Source organism: Haloprofundus halophilus, from assembly GCF_003439925.1.
GTDB lineage: Archaea > Halobacteriota > Halobacteria > Halobacteriales > Haloferacaceae > Haloprofundus > Haloprofundus halophilus.
This window is the reverse complement of sequence record NZ_QQRR01000001.1, coordinates 584140-609955: the sequence shown is the minus strand read 5'-3', so window position 1 is coordinate 609955 and position 25816 is coordinate 584140. Positions and strand designations below refer to the sequence as shown.

The 25816-nt window shown below is 66.8% G+C and carries 24 protein-coding genes; 6 read left to right on the top strand and 18 right to left on the bottom strand.

Annotated elements, in window-relative coordinates:
- Nucleotides 1-235 precede the first annotated feature (235 nt).
- The 14 genes from DV709_RS03020 to DV709_RS02955 all read right to left on the bottom strand — a co-directional run bounded on the left by DV709_RS03020 (nucleotide 236) and on the right by DV709_RS02955 (nucleotide 14686).
- Complete coding sequence (locus tag DV709_RS03020; RefSeq protein WP_394338680.1) at nucleotides 236-1771, bottom strand: NADH-quinone oxidoreductase subunit N; 1536 nt, start codon at nucleotides 1769-1771, stop codon at nucleotides 236-238.
- A complete protein-coding gene (locus tag DV709_RS03015) occupies nucleotides 1768-3303 on the bottom strand; it encodes a complex I subunit 4 family protein (RefSeq protein ID WP_117591630.1) in 1536 nt (511 codons plus the stop codon). The genes DV709_RS03020 and DV709_RS03015 overlap by 4 nt, the downstream gene beginning before the upstream one ends.
- Nucleotides 3300-5339, bottom strand: a complete 2040-nt coding sequence (gene nuoL / locus DV709_RS03010; protein ID WP_117591628.1) for an NADH-quinone oxidoreductase subunit L — start codon at nucleotides 5337-5339, stop codon at nucleotides 3300-3302. Before nuoL ends, DV709_RS03015 begins: the two co-directional genes overlap by 4 nt.
- A 2-nt stretch (nucleotides 5340-5341) precedes the next feature.
- Nucleotides 5342-5644, bottom strand: coding sequence for an NADH-quinone oxidoreductase subunit NuoK (nuoK, locus tag DV709_RS03005; protein WP_117591626.1), 303 nt, complete (start codon nucleotides 5642-5644; stop codon nucleotides 5342-5344).
- A complete protein-coding gene (locus tag DV709_RS03000) occupies nucleotides 5644-6084 on the bottom strand; it encodes a hypothetical protein (RefSeq protein ID WP_174786380.1) in 441 nt (146 codons plus the stop codon). Before DV709_RS03000 ends, nuoK begins: the two co-directional genes overlap by 1 nt.
- Nucleotides 6081-6341 carry an NADH-quinone oxidoreductase subunit J gene (locus tag DV709_RS02995; protein ID WP_058581408.1) on the bottom strand — a complete coding sequence of 87 codons (261 nt, stop codon included), beginning with the start codon at nucleotides 6339-6341 and terminating at the stop codon, nucleotides 6081-6083. The genes DV709_RS03000 and DV709_RS02995 overlap by 4 nt, the downstream gene beginning before the upstream one ends.
- 79 nt (nucleotides 6342-6420) lie before the next feature.
- Entirely contained in the window at nucleotides 6421-6882 is a 462-nt protein-coding gene (locus DV709_RS02990) for a NuoI/complex I 23 kDa subunit family protein (protein ID WP_058581409.1), read from the bottom strand.
- The gene (locus DV709_RS02985) at nucleotides 6879-7961 is read right to left on the bottom strand and encodes a complex I subunit 1/NuoH family protein (RefSeq protein WP_117591624.1); all 1083 of its coding nucleotides are present in this window, start codon (nucleotides 7959-7961) and stop codon (nucleotides 6879-6881) included. Before DV709_RS02985 ends, DV709_RS02990 begins: the two co-directional genes overlap by 4 nt.
- Complete coding sequence (locus DV709_RS02980) at nucleotides 7958-9628, bottom strand: NADH-quinone oxidoreductase subunit D (RefSeq protein WP_117591622.1); 1671 nt, start codon at nucleotides 9626-9628, stop codon at nucleotides 7958-7960. Before DV709_RS02980 ends, DV709_RS02985 begins: the two co-directional genes overlap by 4 nt.
- Entirely contained in the window at nucleotides 9625-10323 is a 699-nt protein-coding gene (locus DV709_RS02975; protein ID WP_117591620.1) for an NADH-quinone oxidoreductase subunit B, read from the bottom strand. Before DV709_RS02975 ends, DV709_RS02980 begins: the two co-directional genes overlap by 4 nt.
- Complete coding sequence (locus tag DV709_RS02970; RefSeq protein WP_117591618.1) at nucleotides 10320-10733, bottom strand: NADH-quinone oxidoreductase subunit A; 414 nt, start codon at nucleotides 10731-10733, stop codon at nucleotides 10320-10322. Before DV709_RS02970 ends, DV709_RS02975 begins: the two co-directional genes overlap by 4 nt.
- A 132-nt stretch (nucleotides 10734-10865) precedes the next feature.
- Nucleotides 10866-11483, bottom strand: coding sequence for a 5-(carboxyamino)imidazole ribonucleotide mutase (gene purE, locus DV709_RS02965; protein WP_117591616.1), 618 nt, complete (start codon nucleotides 11481-11483; stop codon nucleotides 10866-10868).
- Nucleotides 11480-12670 carry a 5-(carboxyamino)imidazole ribonucleotide synthase gene (locus DV709_RS02960; RefSeq protein ID WP_117591614.1) on the bottom strand — a complete coding sequence of 397 codons (1191 nt, stop codon included), beginning with the start codon at nucleotides 12668-12670 and terminating at the stop codon, nucleotides 11480-11482. Before DV709_RS02960 ends, purE begins: the two co-directional genes overlap by 4 nt.
- A gap of 177 nt (nucleotides 12671-12847) precedes the next feature.
- Nucleotides 12848-14686, bottom strand: a complete 1839-nt coding sequence (locus DV709_RS02955; protein ID WP_117591612.1) for a flippase activity-associated protein Agl23 — start codon at nucleotides 14684-14686, stop codon at nucleotides 12848-12850.
- Between the two features lie 183 nt (nucleotides 14687-14869).
- On the opposite strand from DV709_RS02955, the gene ribH reads away from it, so the two are divergent.
- Nucleotides 14870-15274, top strand: a complete 405-nt coding sequence (ribH, locus tag DV709_RS02950) for a 6,7-dimethyl-8-ribityllumazine synthase (RefSeq protein WP_117591610.1) — start codon at nucleotides 14870-14872, stop codon at nucleotides 15272-15274.
- Entirely contained in the window at nucleotides 15271-16425 is a 1155-nt protein-coding gene (locus tag DV709_RS02945) for a pyridoxal phosphate-dependent aminotransferase (protein WP_117591609.1), read from the top strand. Before ribH ends, DV709_RS02945 begins: the two co-directional genes overlap by 4 nt.
- Before the next feature lie 138 nt (nucleotides 16426-16563).
- Here DV709_RS02945 and DV709_RS02940 read toward each other — a convergent pair whose 3' ends face one another.
- Both DV709_RS02940 and DV709_RS02935 read right to left on the bottom strand, forming a co-directional pair.
- Nucleotides 16564-16893, bottom strand: coding sequence for a HalOD1 output domain-containing protein (locus tag DV709_RS02940; RefSeq protein ID WP_117591607.1), 330 nt, complete (start codon nucleotides 16891-16893; stop codon nucleotides 16564-16566).
- Nucleotides 16894-17288: 395 nt separating this feature from the next.
- Nucleotides 17289-17921 (bottom strand): hypothetical protein, encoded by a 633-nt coding sequence (locus DV709_RS02935; protein WP_117591605.1) that lies wholly within the window; start codon nucleotides 17919-17921, stop codon nucleotides 17289-17291.
- A 141-nt stretch (nucleotides 17922-18062) separates the two neighbouring features.
- Here DV709_RS02935 and DV709_RS02930 point away from each other — a divergent pair, with 141 nt between their 5' ends.
- On the top strand, nucleotides 18063-19973 hold the full coding sequence (locus DV709_RS02930) for a DEAD/DEAH box helicase (protein ID WP_117591603.1): 1911 nt from the start codon (nucleotides 18063-18065) through the stop codon (nucleotides 19971-19973).
- A 169-nt stretch (nucleotides 19974-20142) separates the two neighbouring features.
- Nucleotides 20143-20697: a DoxX family protein gene (locus DV709_RS02925; RefSeq protein ID WP_117594045.1), complete on the top strand. Its 555-nt coding sequence runs from the start codon at nucleotides 20143-20145 to the stop codon at nucleotides 20695-20697.
- A gap of 47 nt (nucleotides 20698-20744) precedes the next feature.
- Here the strand turns inward: DV709_RS02925 and DV709_RS02920 are convergent, their stop codons facing one another.
- The gene (locus DV709_RS02920) at nucleotides 20745-22061 is read right to left on the bottom strand and encodes an oxidoreductase (RefSeq protein ID WP_117591601.1); all 1317 of its coding nucleotides are present in this window, start codon (nucleotides 22059-22061) and stop codon (nucleotides 20745-20747) included.
- A gap of 279 nt (nucleotides 22062-22340) precedes the next feature.
- A complete protein-coding gene (locus DV709_RS02915; RefSeq protein WP_117591599.1) occupies nucleotides 22341-24479 on the bottom strand; it encodes a S9 family peptidase in 2139 nt (712 codons plus the stop codon).
- Nucleotides 24480-24702: 223 nt separating this feature from the next.
- Between DV709_RS02915 and DV709_RS02910 the strand changes: the two genes are divergently transcribed.
- Nucleotides 24703-25500: an inositol monophosphatase family protein gene (locus tag DV709_RS02910; RefSeq protein ID WP_117591597.1), complete on the top strand. Its 798-nt coding sequence runs from the start codon at nucleotides 24703-24705 to the stop codon at nucleotides 25498-25500.
- A gap of 49 nt (nucleotides 25501-25549) precedes the next feature.
- The gene (locus DV709_RS02905; RefSeq protein WP_117591595.1) at nucleotides 25550-25786 is read left to right on the top strand and encodes a hypothetical protein; all 237 of its coding nucleotides are present in this window, start codon (nucleotides 25550-25552) and stop codon (nucleotides 25784-25786) included.
- Nucleotides 25787-25816 lie beyond the last annotated feature (30 nt).

Here is a 25816-nt window from a genome sequence, read left to right as displayed (position 1 = left end):
ACTCTCGGTCGCCTCGGGGGAAAACCCTACCGTCCTCGCGGCGGACGGGGCGGCGATACGGGTGTCGTCGAGTCGGACGTCGGCGCGTCGGACGTCGGCGATACGGGTGCGTCGAGTCGGGCGTCAGGTCGGACGCCGGCGTCGGGTCGCGCCTCGCGCTTCGAGCGTCGTCACTCCCGGAGGCGGAACCACAGTGCGAAACGGAGAAAACGAAAACTCGGCGGTCGAGGCGAGTTCAGGCGAACAGCGTTCCGGCGACGGTCTGTGCCGTCTCGATGACCGGCGCGAAGCCGGGCAGGAGCAGCAGCGTCCCGACGGCGGCGATCATGACGGCGGCGTACAGCCCGACGGGCTGGCTGCCGAGGTCGAGCGACCCGCTCGGGTCCTCGAACCACATCGCCCGCACGACGCGGCTGTAGTAGAACAGCGACAGCACGCTGTTGAGCGCGCCGACGGCGGCGAGCCACCAGAAGCCGTTCTCGATGGCCTCGAAGAACAGGAAGTACTTCGAGAAGAAGCCGCCGAACGGCGGGAGGCCGGCGAGGCTGAACATGAAGACCGACATCGCGACGCAGGCGACCGGTGCCTGCGTCGCCAGACCGTTGTAGTCCTCGAACGTCCGGCCGATGCCCCAGCGCTCCACCATCGCGATGAAGAGGAACGCGCCGGTGTTCATGAAGCCGTAGACGAACAGGTGCGCCATGCTCGCGCCGAGCACGTTGCCGTTGGCGCTACCGCCCGCCGAGAGCGCCGCGAGGCCGATGAGCGCGTAGCCGGCGTGACCGATGCTGGAGTACGCGAGCATCCGCTTGACGTTCTCCTGTGTCGCCGCGGCGAAGTTGCCGAGCGTCATCGTGGCGACGGCGAGAATCTGGAACGCGAGCACCCAGTTGATGCCCTCCGGAACCGTCGCCAGCGGGAACGCCTCGACGAACACGCGGAAGGCGACGGCGAACCCGGCGGCCTTCGAGGCCGACGAGAGGAACGCCGACACGGGCGCGGGCGCGCCCTCGTACGCCTCCGGCGCCCAGAAGTGGAACGGGACGGAGGCGGTCTTGAACGCGAAGCCGCCGAGAACCATCAGCATGCCGAGACCGGCGAGGCCGACGAACTCTCCGCCGCTAAGAGCCTCCGCGACGTCCGCGAAGATGAGCGATCCGGTGGCGGCGTACACGAGGCTGACGCCGAAGGTGAACACCGCCGCCGAGAGTGCGCCGATGAGGAAGTACTTCAGTCCCGCTTCGACACTGCCGCGGTTGTCCTTGAGGTACGCCACGAGCACGTACGACGGGAGCGAAGCGAGTTCGAGGCTGACGAGCACTGTTGCCAGCGAGTTCGCCGACGCCATCAGCGCCATCCCGCTGGCGGCGAACAGCACGAGCGAGTAGAACTCTCCCTGGTGCTTGTGGTCGCGCAGGTAGTCGTAGCTGGCGATAGTGACCATCACGACGACGCTCGTGAAGATGGCCGTGAAGAACAGGCTCATGCCGTCGACAACGAGCGCGTCGGCGAACAGCGAGATCGCGCCGTTGTCCTGACCGACGCCGGTGGCGAGCGACCACGCGGTGGCCGCCAGCGCGGCGGCGGCACCGAGCGTCGAGACGCCCGCCAGTAGCGCGCTGTTGGTCGTGTCCGCGTCGATACTGTCGATGAGCAGGAGTACGAGCCCCGTCACCGCGAGGATGAGCACCGGCGCGAGCGCCGCCCACTCGGGCAGTTGGCCCATCTGGAGCGGCGACGCGAGCGCGGTGAGTGCGGCGGGTGCCGTCATTGCAGCACACCTCCGATGACCGGGTCGACTGCGTCGGTGATCATGCTGAAGAATATCTCCGGAGCGACGCCGAGAGCGATGATGCAGACGAGCAGCACCGCCAGCGGCAGCGTGTCGTGCAGCGGCGCCGGACCGACCTCGTAGTCGGTTTCGAGACGGAACGGTCCGAACAGCGTCCGCTGCATGGCGAACAGCAGGTAGCCCGCGACGATGACGATGCCGAACATCGCCGCCGCCGTGAAGATCGCGAGGCCGTTACCCGCGATGACCGTCGACTGGAACGCGCCGGTGAAGATGAAGAACTCGGCGGCGAAGCCGGCCATCAGCGGCAGGCCCATGTAGCCGAACGCGCCGGCGATGAGGATGCCGGTCGTGACGGGCATCCGGTCCGCCATGCCGGACATGTCGCCGACCATCCGCGTGTGGGTCGTGTTGTAGATGACGCCGACCGCCATGAACATCAGCCCCGAGATGAGGCCGTGGGCGACCATCTGGAACGTCGCGCCGCCGACGCCGTAGGCGGTGTAGGCGACGAGACCGAGGATGACGTACCCCATCGACGAGACGGAGGAGTACGCGACGATGCGCTTGAGGTCCTGCTGTGCGAGCGCGAGCATCGCGCCGTAGATGACGCTCAGCACCGCGATGGCCGCGATGAACGGCGCGTACTCGACGGCGACCTCGGGCAGCATCGTGAAGTTGAACCGCAGCAGGGCGTACGTCCCCATCTTCAGGAGGACGCCCGCCAGCATCACCGACACCGGCGTCGGCGCTTCGACGTGAGCGTCCGGCAGCCAGGTGTGGACCGGGACGACGGGCACCTTCACGGCGAAGCCGAAGAACATCGCCGCGAAGGCGACGACTCGGAGCGTGCTCGCGTCGAGGCCGTAGAACGACCCGAGTTCGCCGGCGCGCAGCGCCTGTGCGACGTCGGGCAGCGCGAACGACGACGTCGAGTCGCCGAGACCCAACACGAGCGCCATGAAGCCGATGAACATGATGAGCGACGCCGCGTTCGTGTAGACGAAGAACTTGATGGCGGCGTACTTCCGGCGTGGACCGCCCCAGACGCCGATGAGGAAGTACATCGGCACGAGGACGGCTTCCCAGAAGATGAACCAGAGGAAGAAGTCCAGCGCCGTGAACACGCCGAGCAGGTTCGCCTCCATGAACAGCATGAGGCCGAAGAACTGCGACTGGCGGTGCTGGATGGGCGTCCACGCGCTCACGATCGCGAGCGAGGTGAGCACCGTCGTCAGCACGACCAGCGGCAGGCTGATGCCGTCGACGCCGACGTACCACGAGATCTCGTAGCCCGCGACCTGGAGCCACGGGACGACTGTCTCGAACGCGGTCTGACCGCCCTGCAGGAGGGCGTTGCCGGACGCGTCGAACTGCGACCACATGTAGAGGCTCCCGACGACGGGAACCAGACTGAGAACGAACGCGCCGCGACCGGCGAGTCGGTCCGGAAGGACGAACGCGACCAGTGCGGCGACGAACGTGAATGCGATGAGCGCTTCGATTATCATACGAACCAACCTCCTTCGAGACCGAGGATGACCAGCAGTGCGACGAGTCCGAGCGTCAACAGCGCCGCGTAGTTGCTGACCACGCCCGTCTGGACGCGGCGGACGCGACTACCCGACAGCAGGCTGACGCTGGAGATGCCGTTGACGACGCCGTCGACGACGCCCTGGTCGAACTTGTCAGCACCGCGGGAGATGCCGCGGGCGACGTCGTTGGCCAGCCACACCTGGTACTCGTCCTGGTAGTAGTTGTTGAACAGTACGTCCTTGGCGCCCCCGAGGCGGTCGGTGTGCTCGACCGGCGACGGAACGTTGTACAACGAGTAGGCGAGCGCCGACCCCGCGAGCGCGAGGCCCAGCGAGAGGCCGCCCGACAGCAGTACCGTCGTCAGTTCGCTGCCGATGGCGCCCGTCGAGTAGCCCGCGTACTGGCTCGTGAGTTCGCCGTAGTGCTCGCTCGTCAGCCCCGAGGGGCCGTGCGCGAGCCAGTCGTGCAGGAACTCGATGTGCAGTCCCGTCAGTTTCGCCACCGGAACCATGTTGATGAAGCCGGCGACGACGGCGAGCACGCCGAGGACCACGAGCGGTCCTTTGACGTTCCAGCGGACGCCGTGGGGGTTGCGCGCCGTGTCCGTCCGGGGCTCACCGTGGAAGGTCAAAAAGACCATCCGGAAGGTGTAGAACCCGGTGAAGAAGACGGCGAGGAGGCCCATCGCCCACGCGGCCAACAGCAGCGGACTGCCGCCGAGGCCGTGGGCGAGCGCCTCGTAGAGCACCTCGTCTTTCGACCAGAAGCCCGAGAACGGGAAGATGCCAGCGAGCGCGAGCGAACCCGCGAGGAACGTGTAGTACGTCGTGGGCATGCGCTCTTTGAGGCCGCCCATGTCCCACATGTTCTCGTTGTGGTGCATCGCGATGATGACCGACCCCGCACCCAGGAACAGCAGCGCCTTGAAGAACGCGTGCGTCATCAGGTGGAAGGTCGCGGCGATGTAGCCGCCCGAACCCAGCGCGAGCATCATGTAGCCGTACTGGGAGATGGTCGAGTACGCGAGCACCTGTTTGATTTCGCGCTTGACGAGCCCCATCGTCGCCGCGAACAGGGCGGTGAAGCCGCCGATGAACGCGATGATGGCGAGCGTCGTCGGGGTGAGCGCGTAGAAGCCGTACATCCGCGCGACGAGGTAGACGCCGGCGGCGACCATCGTCGCCGCGTGGATGAGCGCCGACACGGGGGTCGGGCCCTCCATGGCGTCGGGCAGCCACGTGTGCAGCGGGAACTGCGCGGACTTGCCCACGACGCCGCCGAGGACGAGCAGGCCGACGACGGTGAACCACGCCTGCGGGTCGAGACCGAACAGCGTGTTCACGTCGCCCGCGCCCTCGCCCGCGAGCGCCGCTTCGGCGAGCGCCGGGAAGCTTCCCTCGCCGGCGAACGCCGCCGTGCCGAACGTGGCGAAGACGGCGACGACGCCGATGAGGAAGAAGTAGTCACCGAAGCGCGTGACGAGGAACGCCTTCTTCGCCGCGCTCGGCGGCGCTTCCTCGCGGAACCAGAAGCCGATGAGCAGGTACGAGCAGAGCCCGACCAGCTCGAAGAACATGAACGCCATCAGCAGGTTGTCCGCGACGACGAAGCCGAGCATCGACGCCGTGAACAGGCCGAGTCCGGCGTAGTACCGCGGCAGGCCGGTCTCGCCCTCGTCGTTCATGTAGCCGAGCGAGAACACGTGGACGAGGAACGCGACGAGCGTGACGATGAGCAGCATCATCGACGACAGCGGATCGATGAGCAGCCCGAACGTCAGTTCGTACGGGAGCTCCTCTGCGCCCGCCCACGTGTACAGTGTCTGTCGAAGCGTTGCGCCGCCCGCTACCGTTAGAACCGTCCATATCGAGAGCAACAGCGACCCCGCGGTGGCCGTGATGCCCGCGAGCGCCCCGCCTTTGGGCATGTACTTGCCCGCGAAGAGCGCTATCAGGAACGAGAAGAACGGCAGGAGAACGATCGCCGGAACGAAGTCGAATGCACCTACCATAGTTACCACCTCATCGACGCTGCGTCAGTCACGTCCACGTCACCGAAGTTGCGGTAGAGCGTGAGGATGATGCCGATACCGATGGCGACCTCCGCGGCCGCCAGCGCCATCGTGAACAGGCTCAGCGTCTGGCCCGTTACGTTGCCCCAGTACACCGAGAAGGCGACGAGGTTGATGTTCGCCGCGTTCAGCATCAACTCGACCGACATCAGGAACAACAGCGCGTTCCGACGCGTGAGGATGCCGAACAGGCCGATACAGAAGACGGCGCCCGCGAGGAGCAGGTAGTACTGCGGGGGCACCATCAGTGATCGCCTCCTGTCGTCGTGTCGTCCGCGACGCCACCGTCCGCTCGCGCGGCGGGCCCGCGTCCGTCGGTCGGTTCCCCGCCGCTGGTCGGGTCGTCGCTGCGAACGTCGTCGACGAGCGCGGTCACGACTTCGCCGGCCTCCTCGCGCTTTGCGAGGTAGACGGCGGCGTCGATGGCGACGTCGAGCGCGATGGCCATGATGAGAAACGCCGCGAGGAAGCCCTCGGCGCTCACGATCTGTTGCTGCAGTTGGTCCGCCGAGATGTCGAACATCGCGTAGCCGATACTGGCGACGATGCTGACGTCGGCCGGGAACCCCTGCGGTTCACCGAACTCCGCCTGCAGGAATACGACAGCCATCACGACGAACAGTCCCAGAGCCGCGAGCCCCGGGAGGAAGTTCGAATCGTCGTTCAACTGCGGTTTGGTCGTCATGTGCTACTCACCTCCGGGTCGGTCCGCGTGAGCATCACGGCGAACGTGATGAGGATGAGGACCCCGCCCACGTAGACGAGAATCTGCATCGCTGCAAGGAACTCCGCTTGCAGCATCACGTAGTGCACCGCGACGCTCAAGAGCGCGCCCCCGAGCAGGAGTGCGGAGTGCCAGATGTCCCGCACGAGGACGACGCCCAGGCTGCAGCCCACGGTGACGAGGGCGAACAGCGCGAACGCCAGGGTTTCATAAACCATTGTGTGTGTCTCCTTGAGGTATCCGTTTGAAGGTTTCGAGAACGTACGACGCACCCGACTTCGGGCGCGTCGCTCTCGATTACTGGTAGTCGACCTCGCCGTCTCCCTCGCCGACCCACGCGTCCCGGTCGGGGTTGCGCGAGTTGAGGGGGTCGATTCCTTTGTACCAGGGGACGTTCTTGAGCTGTTCCTTGTTGTAGACGAACTCGTTTTTCGTGTCCGCCGTGAACTCGAAGTTCTGCGTCAGCAGGATGGCGTCGACGGGGCAGACCTCCTCGCAGAGTCGGCAGTAGATGCACTGACCGATGTGGAGGTTGTACTGCTCGCCGTTGCGCTTGTCGTCCTGCACGATCTGAATCGTGTCGTTCGGACAGACGTTTTCGCACTGGCGGCACCAGATGCAGCGCTCCTGGCTGAACTTGTGCACGCCGCGGAACCGCGGACTCACCTCGGGGGCGACGTCCGGGTACTCGACGGTGAACGTCTGGCCGTCGAGGGCGTGTTTCATCGTCGTTGCCATCGATTTCAGGATTCCGATCATGCTATCACTCCCACGATGATGGCCGTGAGAACCAGGTTAGCGAAGGAGAGCACGAGCATCCCCTTCCAACCGATGTCGAGCAGCTGGTCGATGCGGACGCGCGGAATCGCCGAGCGCGCCCACTGCGTGAACAGGAACACCGCCCAGATCTTGATGAGGAACCAGACGAAGCCCGGAATTACGTTGAGCGCCGCGATGGGCGCGGCCGGGCCGCCGAGGAACAGCGTCGCGATGAGCGCGCCGCCCAGGAAGATGTGCAGGAACTCCCCGAGGTAGAACAGCACGAAGTAGACGCTGGAGTACTCGGTCTGGTAGCCGGCGACGATCTCGGTCGGCGCTTCCGGAATGTCGAACGGGTTGCGACCGATCTCGGCCATGTTGGCGACGAGGAACAGCACGAACGCGAACGGGTTGACGAACGCGAACCACTGCGGAATCGTCAGGCCGCCGCCGAGAGCGACGAGCGGCTCGCGCTGGACGGCCACGATCTCGCTCATCTGGAGCGTGCCGGTGAAGATGACCACCGACGCCGCCGTGACGATGAGCGGAATCTCGTACGCGATGTTCTGTGCGACGGCGCGCAGACCGCCCATGAGCGAGTACTTGTTGTTCGACGCGTAGCCGCCCATCACGAGCGACAGCGACGCGATGGAGGCGACGGCGAACGCGAACACCAGCCCCGTCTCGGGGTCGGCCAGCTGGATGCCGCTGCCCATCGGGATGACCGCGAAGCCCAGCAGCGCCGACGCCGGCAGGATGATGGGCGCGAGGTCCCACGCCGGGCGGTCGACGCCCTCGGGAACGATGAGCTCCTTCGAGAGCAGACGCACCGCGTCGGCGATGATGATGAACAGGCCGAACGGCCCGATGCGGTTGACCGCGATGCGGTCGGTGAACGCCGCCGTGATCTTCCGTTTGGCCCACGGACCGGCGACGGCGGTCATCGCCAGCATGATGTTCGCGATGAGGAACGCGGCGACGAGTCCGCCGACGACCTGTCCGAGCAGGCCGTCGCCGAGACCGAGCAGGTCCGCGATGCGCTCGGGGAGCAGTACCGGTCCTTGCTGCAGCGGCGTCATCGGTCGACCTCACCGAGTACGATGTCGAGGCTGCCCAGCGACGCGATCATGTCCGGGACGTACTCGCCGTTCGACATCTCCGGCAGCGTCTGGAGGTTCGAGAAACACGGGCTTCGAATCTTGAAGCGCCCGGGTTTCTCGGTTCCGTCGGCGCGGATGTAGATGCCGAGTTCGCCCTTCGCGCCTTCGACGGCGCGGTAGATCTCGGTGTCGTCGTCGGGGCGGAGCGTCCGCGGCACGTTCGCCTGGATGTTCCGCTCGTCCTCGGGCCAGTCCTCGAGGATGTCGATACACTGTTCGATGATCTTCGCCGACTCCTCTACCTCCAGCATGCGCACGAGCAGCCGCGAGTAGTTGTCGCAGCCGTCCTCGACGACGACGTCCCAGTCGAGGTTCTCGTAGTAGCCGTAGGGGTCGTCGCGGCGGAGGTCGTAGTCGACGCCGGAGCCGCGGAGCACCGGTCCCGTCGCGCCGTAGTTCTTCGCGACTTCCGGCGGCAGGACGCCGGTGCCGATGGTGCGCGACTGCAGAATCTCGTTGCCGGAGATGAGGTCGTGGAACTCCTCGAGCGCCGCCGGCAGCTCCTCGAGGAAGTCGCGCGTGTTGTCGAAGAACTCCTCTCGGGGCTCGGGAAGGTCCCAGACGACGCCGCCGAGCCGGAAGTAGTTGAACATCAGCCGCTGACCGGTGAGGTCCTCGAGGATGTTCTGGGCCTTCTCCCGCTCGCGGATGGCGTACATGAAGATGGCCGTGAAGTCGCCGTAAACGTCGAGAGCGAACGTGCCGACCGCCAGCATGTGGGCGGCGATGCGGCAGAGTTCCGCGCCCATCGTCCGGATGACCTGCGCGTACTCGGGTACCTCGATGTCCGCGAGGTCTTCGGCCGCGCGCGCGTACGCCCACTCGTTGAGTAGCCCCGCCGAGATGTAGTCCCAGCGGTCCGGGTACGGCATGATCTGGTACCGGTACGTACCCTGCTGGCACATCTGCTCCTCGCAGCGGTGCAGATAGCCGATGTCGGGGTCGACGTCGGCGACCTGCTCGCCGTCGAGCGTCGCCTTCAGGTGGAGCACCCCGTGGGTCGCCGGGTGGTGCGGCCCGATGTTGAGGTACATCGTCTCCGAGTCCTGGTCGTCCTTGTGGTCCTCCTGGAGCGGATTCGCGTGCTCGCGGAGGGGGACGACCTGCGGACGTTCCTGGTCGTAATCCTTCGCCAGCGGGTGTCCCTGCCACGTCTCAGGCAGCAGGATGCGCCGCATGTCGGGGTGTCCTTCGTACTCGATTCCGACGAGGTCGTACGCCTCGCGCTCGTGCCAGTCCGCCGTCCGGAAGACGGGTTCGGCCGTCTGACTGACCGGTTCGTCCTTCGCCGTGGGGACGACGACGCTGACCTCCTGGGTCGGGTCGTCGAACTTCTTGAGGTGGTAGATGGACTCGTAGCGGTCGGCGCGCTCCTCGGCGGTGACGCAGGAGAGGTGGTCGAACCCCGCTTCGCTCTTCAGAAGCGAGAGCGTCTCCTGGACCGAGTCCGGCCGGATGACGTATCCCGGCGCGTTGATGTGCTCCTCGCGTCCGATGACGAGGTCACCGAGCAGGTCGGCGAGTTCGTCGGCGCTGTGCCGCTCGACGCTCGCGCCCTCGGACGCCTCGGGACGTTCCAGGCTCATGGCGAATCAGCCCAGTTGTAGCGCATGACGAGGTCGTCGGTGTCGATCTCCTCGGCGAGTTTGTCGACGACTTCGTCGCGTTCGAGGTCGCCGAACTGTTCGAGTTCGTACGGTTTGACGACGACCGGCGAGCTCTCGCCGTTAGCGATGCGCTCCTGGAGTTTGACGACGCCGTAGATGAGCGCCTCGGGGCGCGGCGGGCAGCCGGGGATGTGGATGTCGACCGGAATGACCTCCTCGGCGCCCTTGACGACGTTGTACCCCTCTTGGAACGGGCCGCCCGAGATCGTACAGGAGCCCATGCCGACGACGAACTTCGGCTCGGGCATCTGGTCGTACACGCGCTTCATCCGCGGCGCGAACTTCGAGACGATGGTGCCCGGCACGATGATGACGTCGGCCTGTCGCGGCGACGCTCGCGGCACGCCCGACCCGAAGCGGTCGAGGTCGTGTTTCACCGCGTACGTGTGCATCATCTCGATGCTGCAGCAGGCGATACCGAACTGCAGCATGAACATCGAGGAGCCGCGGACCCAGTTCATGAACTTGTCGAACTTCGTGAGGATGAACGGCGAAGACCCGAACGCCTCCCGAAGTTTGGAGTTGAACCGGTCGTCTGCGCCCGCTAAGCGGGCGTCGCGGGTATCGGTCAGTACTTGTGAATCGTCTGTGACGAATGGCTGGTCGCTACTCATGATTGCCTCTCAGTCTTCCGACGGGTCGCGCGCGGGCTTTTAACCCACTCGACCGCGCCGTTGCGCCACGCCCAGAGGAGACCGACGACGAGGATGCCGACGAAGACGAGCATCGGCGTCAACACCGCTCCGAGACTGACACCCTGCTCCAGCGCGGAGCGATAGATGACGGTCCACGGGAAGATGAGGACGGTTTCGATGTCGAAGACGACGAACAGCAGCGCAACCATGTAGTACTGGATGTTAAACTGGATGCGCGCGCTCCCCGTCGGGATCTCACCGCTCTCGTAGGTGGCGCTCTTTCCTTGTTCCGGCACACTCGGGCGTAGGAGCGCCGACACCGCCATCATCCCAATCGGGATGCCGATGCCGACGACCGCCAGTGCGCCAATGGCTATCCATGGATTCATACCGGAGTTTCCAACGTCCGGCGGTTGGGTGTGCTACCCTATAAGCGTTGATTGTTGCTTTCTCGGGCGAAAACGAGGCCGTCGAGTCCCGAGGCCGCGATTCGGCGAGGAGTGGCCGCCGACGCGTCGGTATTAGCCCTTTCGGCCCCTGTAGCCGTCGAGGCCGAGTCGGTGGAGGTCGCGGGAGGCCTCGGCGACGTCGCTCTGGAGACCGTCGTGGTACTCGACGAGTCGGTCTACAAGTTCTTCGTGCGCGCGAGAGAGAATCTGGCCCGCCGACAGTCCCGCGTTGAACGACTTTCCGGCGTCGACGGCGACTATCGGCGCGCCTGTGGGCATGCCGATGACCGAGTCCACGGACTTCTCTTGGACCGGGACGCCGATTACGGGGAGGGGGTAGGCGATGGACGCGGTCATGTTGGGCAGGTCCGCGGACTTCCCGCCCGCGCCGGCGATGATGACTTCGACGCCGCGCGCGGCGGCCGTCTCGCCGTAGGCGTACATCAACTTCGGCGTCCGATGTGCGGAGACGACGTAGCTCTCGAACGAGAAACGCGAATCGGGGGCGTCGTCGTACTCGGTCTGCTCTTCGAACCCCAGCGTTTCGAGCGCTTCGTACGCGCCGGCCATCACGTCGAGGTCCGAGTCCGAACCCATGATGATACCGACGTCGGGCGTCTCCGCGGCCGGTTTGTTCTCTTCGGCCTCCGCTTCCAACTGGTCGATGAGGTCCCGTATCTCGTCGGTCATTCTCGCGTCTCCGTGGTGTCTCCGAATCCGCCGTCGCCGAACGTTAGCTCGTCCGCGAGGCCGCGTGCGGTTTCCAGCAGGTCGTCGGTCGTCGCGTCTCCCCGCTCGTCGTCGACGAGCGTCACGTGGCCCATCTTCCGTAGCGGGCGGACCTCGTGCTTACCGTACCAATGGAGGCTCGCACCCGGCGTCGACAGCGCCGTCTCGACGCCGCGAAGCTCGGCTGGTTGCGTCTCCTCGACGTCGCCGAGGAGGTTCGCGCTGACGGCGACACCCCGTCGGTTCGTCGCACCCAGCGGCCACCCGAGCACCGACCGAGCGTGCTGCTCGAACTGCGAGGTCAGCGCTCCCTCGATAGTCCAGTGGCCGGAGTTGTGCGGTCGCGGGGCGATCTCGTTCACCGATATCTCGCCGTCGGACTCGAACAGTTCGATGCCGAAGACGCCGCGGCCGTCGAGCAGCGACAGCACGTCGTGAGCGACTTCCTCGGCGCGCGCTCGAACGTCGTCCGTGGTCCGCGCGGGAACGACCGTCTCGCGCAGAATCTCGTCCTCGTGGACGTTCTCGCCGGCGGGGAACGTTTTCAACTCCCGGTCGCCGCGGACGGCGATGACCGACAGTTCCCGCTCGAACTCGACGAACGACTCGGCCATCGCGGGCGCGCCGCCGAGTTCCGCCAGCGCGTCTTCGGCCTCGTCGACGGAGTGGACGGGGACGTTCCCTCGTCCGTCGTAGCCGCCGGTGCGCGCCTTCAGCATCACCGCGCCGAACGCCTCGACGGCGGCCTCCAGGTCGGAGACGTCGTCGACGCGGCGGAACGGCGGGACCGGAACGCCGGCGTCTTCGAGCGTCCGCTTCTGGACGAGTTTGTCCTGAATCGTCCGCAGCGTCTCCGGCGAGGGGTGGACGGCGACGCCGTACTCGTCTCGCACGGACTCCAGAATGTCTGGGTCGGCCAGTTCAATCTCGAACGTCAGCACGTCGGCGCGCTCGGCGAGTTCGCGGACGCCCTCGGGGTCGTCGAACGAGCCGTCGACCTGTTCGGCGACGACCGACGCGGGGCAGTCCGGCGTCGGGTCGAGGACGACGACGTCGACGCCGAGGGGAGCGGCCGCCTCCGCCAGCATCCGGCCGAGTTGCCCGCCGCCGACGACGCCTATCGTCGGACCGGGAAGCGTGAGAGTCACGGTCGCTCGGTTGTGGATGTTACTGCATAAACGTTGCTCACTGTCTGTCGAAATAGACACGAACGTGTGCACCGATGCGCGGCGTACGAACGCCTGTGGTGACGGTGCGCGATGGGGCGATGCGTGTCGCAACGATGCGCGGTAAGGCGATGGTCGTCCACGCTCGCGGCGGACGCGTCACTCCTCGGGTATCGCCGACTCGTCGACGAAGACGACGACTTCGTCGCTCCAGAGGCGGAACAGATGTCTGTGTTCGGTGTACCCCGGCAACTGCTCGCGGAGGTTGTCGGCCTCCCACTCGTAGGCGACGACGACGGGCGGCGGGTTCTGTAGCTCCGTTCCGTTCTCGCTGGGCTCGGTGCTCGTCACGTTCGCGTCGACGCGTTCGAGATACCACGGCAGCGGCAGGCGGCTGTGCCACGCCGGGCCGCCGGGCGGCATCCGTTCGAGACTCTCCTCGTTCTCGACGTACAGCAGCGTCTCGTCGGTCGTCGGGTGGTAGCTGCCGTAGAACAGCACGTCGACGCCTTCGTTCGTCTCGGCGATTCGTCCGACCGTCTGCATCGTCGCCTTCAGATCGTTGTCGGGTTGCGCCCACTGGAGCACCTCCTTGTCCTCCTGACTGGTGCTGTCGATGTAGGCGGCGTTCGCCCCGACGACGCCCGACAGCGCCGCGACGACGACGATGGCGGCGAGTCCGACGCTGACGGTGTCGCGGGCGACGACGGAGGCGCGCGTCTCCCGATAGAGGTAGGCGATGCCGACGCTCGCGGGGAACGCCAGCGGGACGACGACGTGGACGGCGGCCCACGGGGCCTCGATGTCGGTGGCGATGGGGTAGCCGACGAGGCTGGCGACGCCCCAGTAGAGGCCGAACGCGACGAGCCACCGGCGGCCGCGGCGGCCGCGCCCTCCGCCGTCGCCCCCGCCGTCGACCTGTGCGCTACGACTGCCGTACCCGTCGACGGCGAGGCCGACGACGGCGAAGACGAGCGTGAGCCCCGCGCCGTAGACGAGCGTCTCCGAGAGGCCGTAGAAGAACGGTAGGTACGGGTGGTCCTGGTGGTCGCCCGACCCCCAACTGTCGTAGAACGACTCGGCCGCGCCGACCGTCGCCTCGTCGAGCACGCCGGGCAGCGCCGCCGGATTGCCGAGCGCCTGCCCGAGCTCCGGGCGCGGCGCGTAGAAGAACGCCACGATGGCGAGGAACACGAGGAGCGCGCCGACGACGTTTACGGCGAGGACGCCCGCGCCGTACTCGAACGTGTTCCACCGGCTCGTCAGCCTTCGCTTGGCCCACGCCGGTCGCGAACGGAGGTAGCTCCCGACGGAGTCGCCACGAGCGGCGAGTTCGACGAGCCGGTGGTCGAACACCAGCACCGCCGCCCCGAGGTAGCACGCGATGTAGAGAATCGCGTTTCCTTTCGTCGTGAACGCGAGTCCCATCGACACAGCCGCGAAGTACAGATAGCGGAGTCTGCCGGTGTCGACGGCGCGGACGACGAAGCCGAGCGCGAACACGGAGAACGCGGCGACGAGCACGTCGTTTCGCATGAACCGCGAGTAGTAGACGAGGAGGGGGTTGGCCGCGAGGACGAGCGCGAGGCCGACGACCTCTGTGTCGTCGAGGTGCTCGCGGAACAGCCACGCCGCCAACGGGAAGAGGCCGCCGACGACGGCGACGACGAGGCGGGCGGAGAAGTCCGAGACGCCGACGAGCGTGAACACCCAGTCGTTGACGACGGGGATGAACGGGCCGTGGATGATGGGGCGGTAGAAGAACTCGCCGTTCTCGTGGTAGCGCAGCGCCCAGTAGCCGACTCTGCCTTCGTCCCAGTGCATGATTCGCGCGCCGAGGCCGACGACGCGTGCGAGGAGGGCGAGGGCGGTGACGGCGAGGACCGCGTAGAGCGTCCGAGCGCCGGCCAGTAGCGGCTCCGGCGTCGCCGTCTCCGATTCCGAACGGCTGACGGCGTTCGTCGGTGCCGACGCACCGACCCCGTCGTCGCTAGTCATACCTCGCCTCTCGCACACGGGGCATAACAACTCTTGTGTTCGTCGCCAGACCGACCGGCCCCCGAGCGGCCACCGACCGGTCCGACGAATCGAACCGATAAACCGAGTCGACGAACCGTGTCGACCGCCGCAATCGCGGCGGCTAACGGTAGGTCTTTGGGCCGGCCTCTCCACCTCACCCGTATGGTCACACTCGGACTGGTGGCGGCGAGGTTCAACTCGTCGGTCACCGAGGAGATGGAGGCGACCGCCCGCGACGCGGCCGAAGCGCGCGGCGCGACGGTCGCCGAGACGGTCCACGTGCCGGGCGCGTACGACGCCCCGCTGGCGGCGGACCGACTCGCTCGCCGCGACGACGTCGACGCCGTCGCCGTCGTCGGCGCGATCGTCACCGGCGACACCGACCACGACCGGGTCATCGCCGACGCGACGGCGCAGGGGCTCACGCAGGTGAGCCTCGACCGCGACGTACCCGTCACCTTCGGCGTCAGCGGTCCGGGTATGAGCGGCGCCGAAGCGCGCGAACGCGTCGGCAAGGGAGCCGACGCCGTCGACGCCGCACTCGACCTACTGGAGGAACTTCCATGAGCTACGAATTCGATTTCTCTGACCGTGTCGGCCGTGTCGAACCGAGCGCGACGCTCGCCATCAGCAACCTCGCGGGCGAACTCGAAGCCGACGGCGTCGACGTCGTCGACCTCTCGGTCGGCGAACCCGACTTCCCGACGCCCGAGAACGTCGTCCAGGCGGGACAGGACGCGATGGCCGCCGGACACACCGGCTACACCTCCTCGAACGGAATCACCGAACTCCGCGAGGCTATCGCCGAGAAACTCCGCGGCGACGGCATCGACGCCGAAGCCGGGGAGATAATCGTCACGCCCGGCGGCAAGCAGGCGCTGTACGAGACGATACAGACCGTAGTCGACGACGGCGACGAGGTCGTCCTCCTCGACCCGGCGTGGGTCTCCTACGAGGCGATGGTCAAGTTGGCCGGCGGCGACCTCTCACGCGTCGACCTTTCGCCGCACGAGTTCCAACTCGAACCGGCGCTCGACGAACTTGCGGACGCTGTCTCCGACGATACTGAGCTCTTGGTCGTCAACTCCCCGAGCAACCCCACGGGGGCCGTCTACTCCGACGCGGCGCTCGAAGGCGTCCGCGACCTCGCGGTCGACCACGACTTCGCGGTCATCTCCGACGAGATATACGAGCAGATCACGTACGGCGTCGAACACACGAGTCTCGCCACCTTGGAGGGGATGGAAGACCGGACCATCACCATCAACGGCTTCTCGAAGGCGTACTCGATGACCGGGTGGCGTCTCGGCTACCTCCACGCGCCCGAAGAACTCGTCTCCGAGGCAGGAAAGCTCCACAGTCACTCGGTGTCGTGTGCGGTGAACTTCGTCCAGCACGCGGGCGTCGAAGCCATCACGAACACCGAGACGGCGGTCGACCAGATGGTGCAGGCGTTCGAGGAGCGCCGCGACATGCTCGTCGAGATGTTCGACGAACGCGGCGTCGACGTTTCCGTCCCCGACGGCGCGTTCTACATGATGATTCCCGTCGCTGACGACGACCAGCAGTGGTGCGAGGACGCGATTCAGGAGGCGCACGTCGCCACCGTCCCCGGCAGCGCCTTCGGCGCACCCGGTTACGCTCGCATCTCCTACGCGGCGAGCAAGGAGCGACTACAGGAAGCCGTCGAGCGGTTGGACGACGGCGGGATGCTGTAGGACGGCGCGCTCGACGGCGGCTCTCCGTCGTTGCGACATCCGAACGACCGACTCGACTTGTCCGGTGCAGAGCGCGAACGAGCAGTGGCGGTTCTCGATTTCGACGACTCGTAGAACGACAGCACGGACGAATCGAGGTCAGTCGCCACTCGGAGATTCGGCCACGTCGACGGCAATCGTGCCGTCGGTCGTAATCCGGACTTGGTGACCGTCGTAGTCGAAGACGAGGCGACCGTCGGTGTCGCGGGGGCGACCATCGGCGCGATTTCGAAAGAGGTTGTCGAGGGCGTCGGGGTCGACGGAGTCCGCGAGAACCGGCAGTTCGGTCGGTTCCGAGTTCGTCAACTCGGCTACTGCCTTGACGAGCTCTTCACTTACTGAGTCTGTCTGCCAGTCGAACGTGTGTCGGTAGGCGGTTGTCGATTTACATTGCTGGTCGTCGCCGTTCGGCGTATGCTGATTGGTCATAGGCAAAGCGGCGCGAGTCTGGACTGCGTGATACGCTCCATATGGGTGTAACTAACGACGCAAACGGTGAGGTCACTGTCCTACTCGTGTCGATCGAGACAATGGACGTACAGTGCGTACTTTCTCACTCGTTCGGTAGATGCTCGATAGGGAAAAGGGAGGTTTTGACCCAGTTAATCACACACAAAAACAACAGCTTCCGTTCACTTCCAGATGTCGATTTCGCAACGAGTCTGGAACTCAAACGTGCCCGTTCGACGCGAGTCCAACGTCCGGGATGCGAAAAAGCGGGCCCGCGAGAGAGGAGTCCTCTCGATTCCGCACGACAGTTCTGTTACGTTCTGAGGGCTCCTGCCCCAGTAGAGTCCTCTTTCGAGGAGCCACCACCCGTCTCGCTACGCGTCAGCGACTTCTCCGGTCGGCGTCGACGCCGTGGCACGTCTGCCCGCCACCAACCCGCCTATGCTCCCGAACACCAGCGGATACACCAGACCGAGGAACACGGACGGAAGCCCGGCGGGTGACGCGACGGTCCGCGCGTCCGCCGCGCCGACGGTGAAGACGAACGCCCCGAGAAGAAACAGCGGGAAATAGCCGGCGACGACGCTCGCCCCGGCGTTTCGCGCGCCGTTCTCGCCGGGCGTTTCGCTCGTCCGAACGACGACGTAGCCCGCCGCGAGGAGCAACAGCGGCGGCAGCAGATACAGCGCGTACAGCGGTCCGCCGAGAGTCGCCAGAAGCGAACGGTTCGTCAACCCGCCGAGTCCATTGACGGCGTCGGCGATGGGGACGCTCGTCGGGACGAGATGGGCGTTGTAGAACAGCCAACCGGAGGTGATCCACGACGCGGGGTCGACACCCAAAATCTCGCCGAGCGGGGCGGCGTCCGTCGTCTCACCAGCGACTTCGACGGCGGCGACCGCACCAGCGTATCCGGCGGTCGCAACGAGCGCCACCGCGTAACCGACCGCGTACACGACTGCACCGACCGAGGCGGAGCGGCGCAGCGGGAGGTGTGTGACGGGCATTGCTTCGACGACAAACCCGGCGAACATAGATGTTTCCCCCGAGTTGACACGAACGGCCGTCGACCGATGCGACGTTCCGAGTCGCCACACTCTCGCTCCGCGGCGTACCTTTTTACCCGAAGCCGGAGACAGAGAGTGACAATGCGAGTCCGGGACCTGCCGCTATCCGACGAGTTGGTCGCCCACTACGAAGCGCAGGGTATCGACGAACTCTACCCGCCGCAGGCGGCCGCGGTGGAGGCGGGCGTCTGCGACGGCGGCGGCGTCGTCGCCGCGATTCCGACTGCGTCAGGAAAGACGTTCATCGCCGAACTGGCGATGCTCACGGCCGACGGTCCCGGCCTCTACGTCGTCCCGCTGCGGGCGCTGGCCCGCGAGAAGTACGAGGCGTTCGCCGAACTTCCGGGAGTCGAGGCGGGCATCTCCACCGGCGACTTCGACTCGCCCGGCGAGGAGCTCGCCGACTACGACGTCGTCGTCGCCACGAGCGAGAAAGTCGATTCGGCGATTCGAAACGGCGCGTCGTGGGTCGAACGGCTCGCCTGCGTCGTCGTCGACGAGGTCCATCTGTTGGGCGCGGAGGGCCGGGGTCCGACGCTGGAAGTGACGCTGGCGACGCTCCAGCGCCGCGCTCCGGGCCTGCAGATCGTCGCGCTGTCGGCCACCGTCGACAACCCCGAGGACATCGCCGACTGGCTGGACGCCGAACTCGTCCGGAACCGGTGGCGGCCCATCGACCTCAGAACCGGCGTCTACTGCGATGAGCGAGTGAACTTCGACGACGGAACGAACCTCACCGTCGACTGCGACGCGGGGGAACTGCCGCCGAGCGCCGACGCCGACACCGAAGCGACCGCGGCCTTGGTCGCCGGCGCCGTCGACGACGGCGGGCAGGCGCTCGCGTTCGTCCGGTCGCGCCGCGAAGCCGAGTCGCTCGCGCGGCGACTCGCGCAGGATGGGTTGGGGTCGGCCTCCGGCGTCGCCGACGCCGTGCTCGACGCGGTCGCGACGGAGACGGGCGAACGGCTCGCCGACGCGCTCGACTCGGGGGTCGCGTTCCACCACGCGGGCCTGCGGAGCGACCACCGCGTCGCCGTCGAGAACGGCTTTCGGAGCCGCGAGATATCGGTCATCTGCGCGACGCCGACGCTCGCCGCCGGGGTGAACGTCCCCGCGCGGCGCGTGGTCATCCGCGACCAGAAGCGGTACACGGGTTCGGAGATGGCGTGGCTACCGGTGCTCGAAGTTCACCAGATGTGCGGGCGGGCGGGCCGCCCGCATCTCGACCCCTACGGCGAGGCCGTCCTCGTCGGCGACGAGAACACCCGCGACGAGTTGCGGACGCGGTACGTGGAGGCGGAGCCCGAAGCGGTGGAGTCGAAGCTCGCCGACCGCGAGGCGCTGCGGACGCACGTGCTGTCGGTCGTCGCAAGCGAGTTCGCCGACTCGCGCGAGAGCATCCTCGACCTCCTCGGCGCGACGTTTTACGCGCACCAGACGCCCGACATGGACCTCTCGGGCGTCGTCGACGCGGTCATCTCGGATCTCGTGGCGATGGAGATGATCGCGGACGAGAAGACGCTCGCGGCGACGGAACTCGGCGCACAGGTGTCGCGGCAGTACCTCTCGCCGGAGACCGGCGCGCGAATCGTCTCGGGGCTTCGCATCGCCGCCGGGATGGAGACGACGACGGAGCTGACGGCGTTGGAAATCGTCTGCGACACGCCCGACATGCACGGGACGTACCTCGGCAACCGCGAGCGCGCGGCGATGTACCAGTACGCGACGAAACACGCCGCCGAGTTCACGACGAAGATGGGCGAGACCGAGAACTTCGAGCGGTGGCTGGAGGCGGTGAAGACGGCGCGCATCCTCCACGACTGGGCCGAGGACGTGCCCCCCCGCGACATCGTCGACGCCTACCGGATCGGTCCCGGCGACCTCGAATCGCGAATCGAACGCGCCGAGTGGTTGCTGGGCGGCGCGGACGCGCTCTCGAACGTCGTCGGCGTCTCGATGCCCGAACTCTCGTCGGTGCGCGCGAGGCTGTAGACCGAGGCGACTTCGCAGTTCCGAGAGTTCGCTCTCGACTCTCGGACGCCGTGACAGGTGTCGGAACCGGCTGGTTCGTGCCACCCTCCTGCACGGTTCTCACTCGCCGGGAACGAGATGTCATTTATATGGGGTTGCCGGACAATGGTACAACTGTAAGGTGAAGACGATGACCCAAACGACCCAAAACACGTTCCAGAGCAGTATCGGCGGCTACACCGTGACCGGTGAAGCCCACAGCCTCAGCGCCTGGTTCGTCCTCGCGCTCCGCCTCATGATGGGTGTCGCGTTCGCGTGGGCGGGCGTCGAGAAACTCGTCGTCCCCTTCGACGCGGGCGGCTACCTGACGAACGTGGCCGCGACGAACGGCAACCCGCTGGCGGGGCTGTTCGCGTGGATGGGCAGCACGCCGTGGTTCGTCGACTTCGTCAACGTCGCCGTCCCGTGGGGCGAACTCCTCATCGGCCTCGGACTCATCTTCGGGGTGATGACCCGCCTCGCGGCGTTCTTCGGCGCGCTCATGATGCTCATGTTCTACTTCGGGAACTGGAGCATCGAACACGGCGTCATCAACGGCGATTTCGCCTACGCGCTCGTGTTCCTCGCCGTCGCGGCGTTCGGCGCTGGCCGCATCCTCGGCCTCGACGCCTACATCGAGCAGTACGAGGTCGACGGGCAGCCGCTCATCGAGAAGTACCCGAAGCTCGACTACGTCCTCGGCTGAGCGGACCGCTGGACGAACCCAGCGCCGACGTTCCCGCTCTCCTCTCGTTACTTCGGCCGCGACGGGTCGTTTCGCTCGTACGCGCCCGCTTTCCGTAACTCGCCCACTCGCCGGAGAACCGGCGGCGTTCGACAGATCCCCGGTTCGCCGGTCGCTTGCGGCACCGCGCAGTTGTTGCAGCTCTCGCAGACGACGCGAGTCTCTCTCGTCGCACCGTCGAGCAACCGCGCGGGTAACTCGGGTTCGGCGTAGAACGGCCGCGCCATCCCCACTGCGTCGCAGTCGCGACCCAGCAGTCGGTCCATCTGTCCCCGCTCTCGAATCCCGCCCTCGGCGAGTACCGGCACGTCCACTCGCTCTCGTACCGCGCGACAGAGTTCGGCGTTCCACGCCGGTTCGAAGTCGTACGCGAGCGACTCCACCCAGTTGCCGAGTTCGACGAGCGCCGCTCGCGTCCGACCGCCGAACGCCTCGGCGTATCCCTCTCGGTATCTTTCGTCGCGCCACGCTCGCGTCGGAAACTCGCCGCGGACGATGCTCATATCCCAGAACACCGAGGCGTTCACCGGAACGAGCGCGTCGTAGCCCATCTCGTCCAGTCGCTCGCAGATTCGGACGGCGTCGACTGCGGAGAGCCGATTGCGGACGAACGGCGGCGCTTCCGTCTCCGCGGGTACTTTCGTCATGAGAGGCACGTCGCCCGCTCGCTCGCGAACCTCGTCATGGACGAGTTCGAGAAAGCGCACGCCGTCCGCGAACTCGTCGGTGCGGCGGTTGTAGAACGGCGACAGGAACTGCTGGACGATGCCCATGTTCGCCCCGGCGAGGTGAACTGCGTCGTAGCCGGCGTCGACGGCGTACGCCGCCGACCGGCCAAAGTCAGCCGCCAACTCGTACACGTCGTCGGTCGAGAGCACGCGCGCATCGTAGCTGAGAAAGCCGAGCGCATCGAGCAACCGAAGCGGCCACGGCGGCCGCGAGACGGCCAGTTGTTGCAGTCCGGGGTTGGCGGCGCGGTAGCCCGCGTGCCACGTCTCCATGCTCCGCAGGCCGCCGTGTTCCAGTTGGATGGCGATGGTACTCCCGTGGGCGTGAACGGCGTCGGTGAGTTCCGAGAGTTCGGCCACGAAATCGGGGTCGTGGACGCGCGTCATCCCCGGGGCGGCGCAGCCGCCCTCGCCGCGGACGATGGTCGCGCCCTGACACACCAGCCCCGCCCCCGACGCGGCGGCGGGTTCGAGGTCAGAAACGAGTGTCTCGACGGCGTCGTCCTCGTTGCCGGCGCACTCCAGGAGCGGCGCTCGATAGAGGCGGTTGGGGAGGGTGAGGCCGCCGATGTCGAGCGGGTCTTCCAGCCGCAGCATGACTCACCGTTCCTCGGGAGGCGGCAAAACGCTGTGGTCGACGGTGAGCGCCGTCCGCCTGCTCGGCGATGCTTCAGACCGTCGGTCGCTCGTCCGAGACGACATTGCTCGCGTCGCCTCGGACGACTCGGGATTTCGTATCGCGGTCTTTGGTTTCTGTCGCAGAACTGTCGTCAGTGGTCGACTACCCCTACGCCCGATAGACGAGGAGACCGGCGGCGAGAAAGAACGCCGGGAAGCGGTACCTCGAGCGTAGCCGTCAGTGAGTCACTCGCCGAGTCACTCCGACGCCGGGTCGTGCCGCTCGTACCAGTCGAGAATCTCCGAAATCCGGTGAATCGCGCGGTCGGGGTCGCCGACGTTGTGGTGTTCGCCCGGGTAGAGGACGAACTTCGCGTCGACGCCCTGCTTCTTCGCGCTGACGTACAACTGCTCGGACTGCGACGGCGGACAGCGCCAGTCCTCCTCGCCCGCCATCACGAGAAGCGGGGTCGAGAGCTCGCCGACGTCGAGGATGCTGGAGGAGGCGTCGAGCGACTCGCCGGCCTCCCACGGGACGCCGTACTCCGTCTCGGTCCAGATGTGGCTGTCGTCGGTTCCGTAGGCCGAGCGGAGGTCGTAGAGGCCGTGCTCGGGTGCGGCGGCCGTGAGCAGATCGGTCTGCGTGACGAGGAAGCCCTGCGCGATGCCGCCGTAGGAGAAGCCGTGGCCGAAGACGCGCTCGGGGTCGGCGTAGCCGCGGTCGACCATCTCCTCGATGCCGGCGGCGATGTCCTCTACCTCGACGGTGCCCCAACGCCCGCGGAGCGTCTCGGCGAACTGCCGGCCGTAGGAGGAGCCGCCGCGGTAGTTGGGCCGGAACACGACGTACCCGCGGGAGGTGAACGCCGCGTGCGTGAAGCGGAACTCGGGTTCGTCGTAGGAGATGGGGCCGCCGTGGATGGCGACGACTAAGGGGTGTTCCTCGGGATTCTCGAAGTCGAACTCGGGTGGCGCGTAGACGATTCCCTCTATCTCCCACCCACCGGGAGACTCCGTCTCCCGAGCGTCCGAGCGTCGCTCGGACACATCCGAGTCGTACGTCACCCACCGAACCTGCGGCATCTCGTACTCCTCGGTGAACGCGCCGTTGACCCGCGAGAGGCGGGTGAACGACGCCGGTTCGGTCTCGGACTCCGCGCCGAGGTCGGCCACGTCGAGTGCGAACAGGTCCTGTCCATCACTCGGGTGCGAGAGCAGGAACCCCGCGGCGTCGCCGCCGATGTCGAATCCTTTCACCGCGCGGTCGTCGCCCTGTGCCTCGAAGGCGCGCTCGACGGTTCCGTCGGTGCCGACGCGAACCGGTCGCGTCTTGCCCTCGTCGCCGACGAGGACGTACAGCGTCTCGTCGCCGGCCCACTGCGGACTCGCACCGCGGGCCAACGTCCGGTCGAGCTCGGCGGTGAGCGACTCGTACTCGTCGCCGTCGTGGACGAACAGCTGCGAGGGAACGTACCAGTTCTCGGGGTCGCTGCCGACGAAGGCGAGCGAGTCGCCGTCGGGCGACCACGTCGGCGAGTTGATAGCGAGATCCGAGTCGGTCCACCGTTCGAGGTTCCCGCCGTCGGGGTTGACGGCGTACACGTCCCGAACCATCGTATCGTCGGGGTTGTCGAGGCGGCAGGAGGTGAACGCGATTCGGTCGCTCGGCCCCCACGCGGGGTTCATCCCCGTCAGGGGCTCGAACGCGCCGCCGCCGTAGGCGTCGTCGAGTCGCTCGCTGTCGCCGGACTCCGCGTCGACGACGAACAGGTACGTCGTCACCGAGTCCAGATACCCGACGCCGTCGGCTTTGTGCTGGAGGCGCTCGGTCTCGACCGGGCCGCCGTCGCGGCGGCGTTCGAGGTACTCCCGTTCCTCCTCGGTGGGGTCGCGCGCGGAGACGACGAGGCGGTCGCCGTCGGGCGACCAGTCGAACTCGCGGACGCCCTCGTCGAACTCGGTCACCTGTCGGGCGTCGCCGCCGAGCGAGAGGTCGAACAGCCACACTTGGGATTTGGGTTCGTCACCGTTGTCGCCGTTGTTACCGTTGCTGGCGTTGTCGTCGGCGTCGCTCTCCGTCTCCCCGTCTTCCTCGTCCTCGTCGCGTTCCTGCCAGCCGACGCGTCGCTCGGTGTCTTCCTCGCGTGCGGCGACGAAGGCGAGTCGCCGGCCGTCGGGACCCCACTTCGGCTGACTGCCGCCGGGGACGCGGGTCAGTCGGTGCGGCTCTCGGCTCCCGTCGGTCGGGACGACGAAAAGCGAGGTGAGTCGTTTCTCCTCCGCTTGGTCGGACTCGGCGGTGACGAAGGCGAGTCGCTCGCCGTCCGGCGAGACGTCGAACGCCGTCGAAATCTGAGTGAAGTCGTAGAAGGATTCGAGTGGGATGGGCTCGCTCATCGGTCGTATCTCTCCGGGGTCCCCGAAATACGTTGGCCAATCGGCACGTCGCGTGCGACGGCTGTCCGCCGCATTTCTGTAGAGATTTCTGGAAAGATATATAGATAGATATCTAAACAGCCACCCGTGCGTACGTCCGGCGGGCCACCCGTCCGTCCCGCCGGCCGGTTCGACGGCCGAAGCACTCCGAACCGCTCATACCGTTCGCCCCGCATCGGCGACCATGGAAGCAGTCGACGCCGACGACCTGGCCGCGGTGGCCGAGCGGGCGGTGCGCGCGGGCGGGGAGTTTCTCCGCGACGAGTTCCGAAACGGCACCGTCGACGGCGAGTTCGGCACCGACGACGTGAAGGCGGCCGCCGACTGCGCCGCCGAAGCGCGGGTCGTCTCCGTGATTCGCGAATCGTTCCCCGACCACGCCCTCCACACCGAGGAGGCCGGACGCTCCGGGTCGGGCCGCTACGAGTGGGTCGTCGACCCGTTGGACGGGACGAACAACTTCGCCGCCGGACTGCCGATGTTCGCCTCCGCCGTCGCCGTCGTCGACGACGGAGAACCCGTCGTCTCGGCCATCTACGAACCGCTCCCCGAGTCGCTGTATCTCGCCCGCAGGGGCCGCGGCGCGACGGTGAACGGCGAACCGATTCGACTCGGCGGCGGGAGCGACCTGCCGCTCGAACACGGCACCGTCTCGTTCGTCCTCGGCCTCCCGGCAGTCCGCGACGCTGAGTTACGTGAACGAGGCGAGGAGATGATAGACGCGCTCGACGGCGTCTGCAAGCGGGTGCTGGAGACGTGGTCGCCCTGCGTCGACTGGGGCCTGTTGGCGACGGGCCGAATCGAGGGGCTCGTCTCGTTCCACCCGGACGTGTACGAACAGTACGCGGGCTCGCTGCTGGCGGCCGAGGCGGGCGTCGAGTCGGTCGAATCCGAGCGCACGTACGTCGCGGCGGGCGACCGGGAGACGCTCGAAGCGCTCGTCGGGGCGCTCCCGCCGGCGGTGCGACCGAAATTGGAATGACGGGGCTGGGTCGTCCGCCTTTTGTCCGCCGAGCGCGTATCGTCGGCGCATGGTTCGGTCACGGACGCTGACGGCGCTTCTCGGACTCGCCGGCAGCCTCCTCGTCAGCGCGCTGCTGTGGTGGTACTTCGACAGTCTCGTCTTCTTACTGTTTCTGCCGTTCGTCCCGTTTCTGTTCCGCGGCGCGACGGCCGCGGGAGCGACCCGGCGGTGTCAGACCTGCGGTTTTCGGACGGACGACGATGCCTACGAGTACTGTCCGCGGGACGGCACGGAACTCGAGTAGCGACGCGAGCCGAGAAGGCGAAAACGGAGG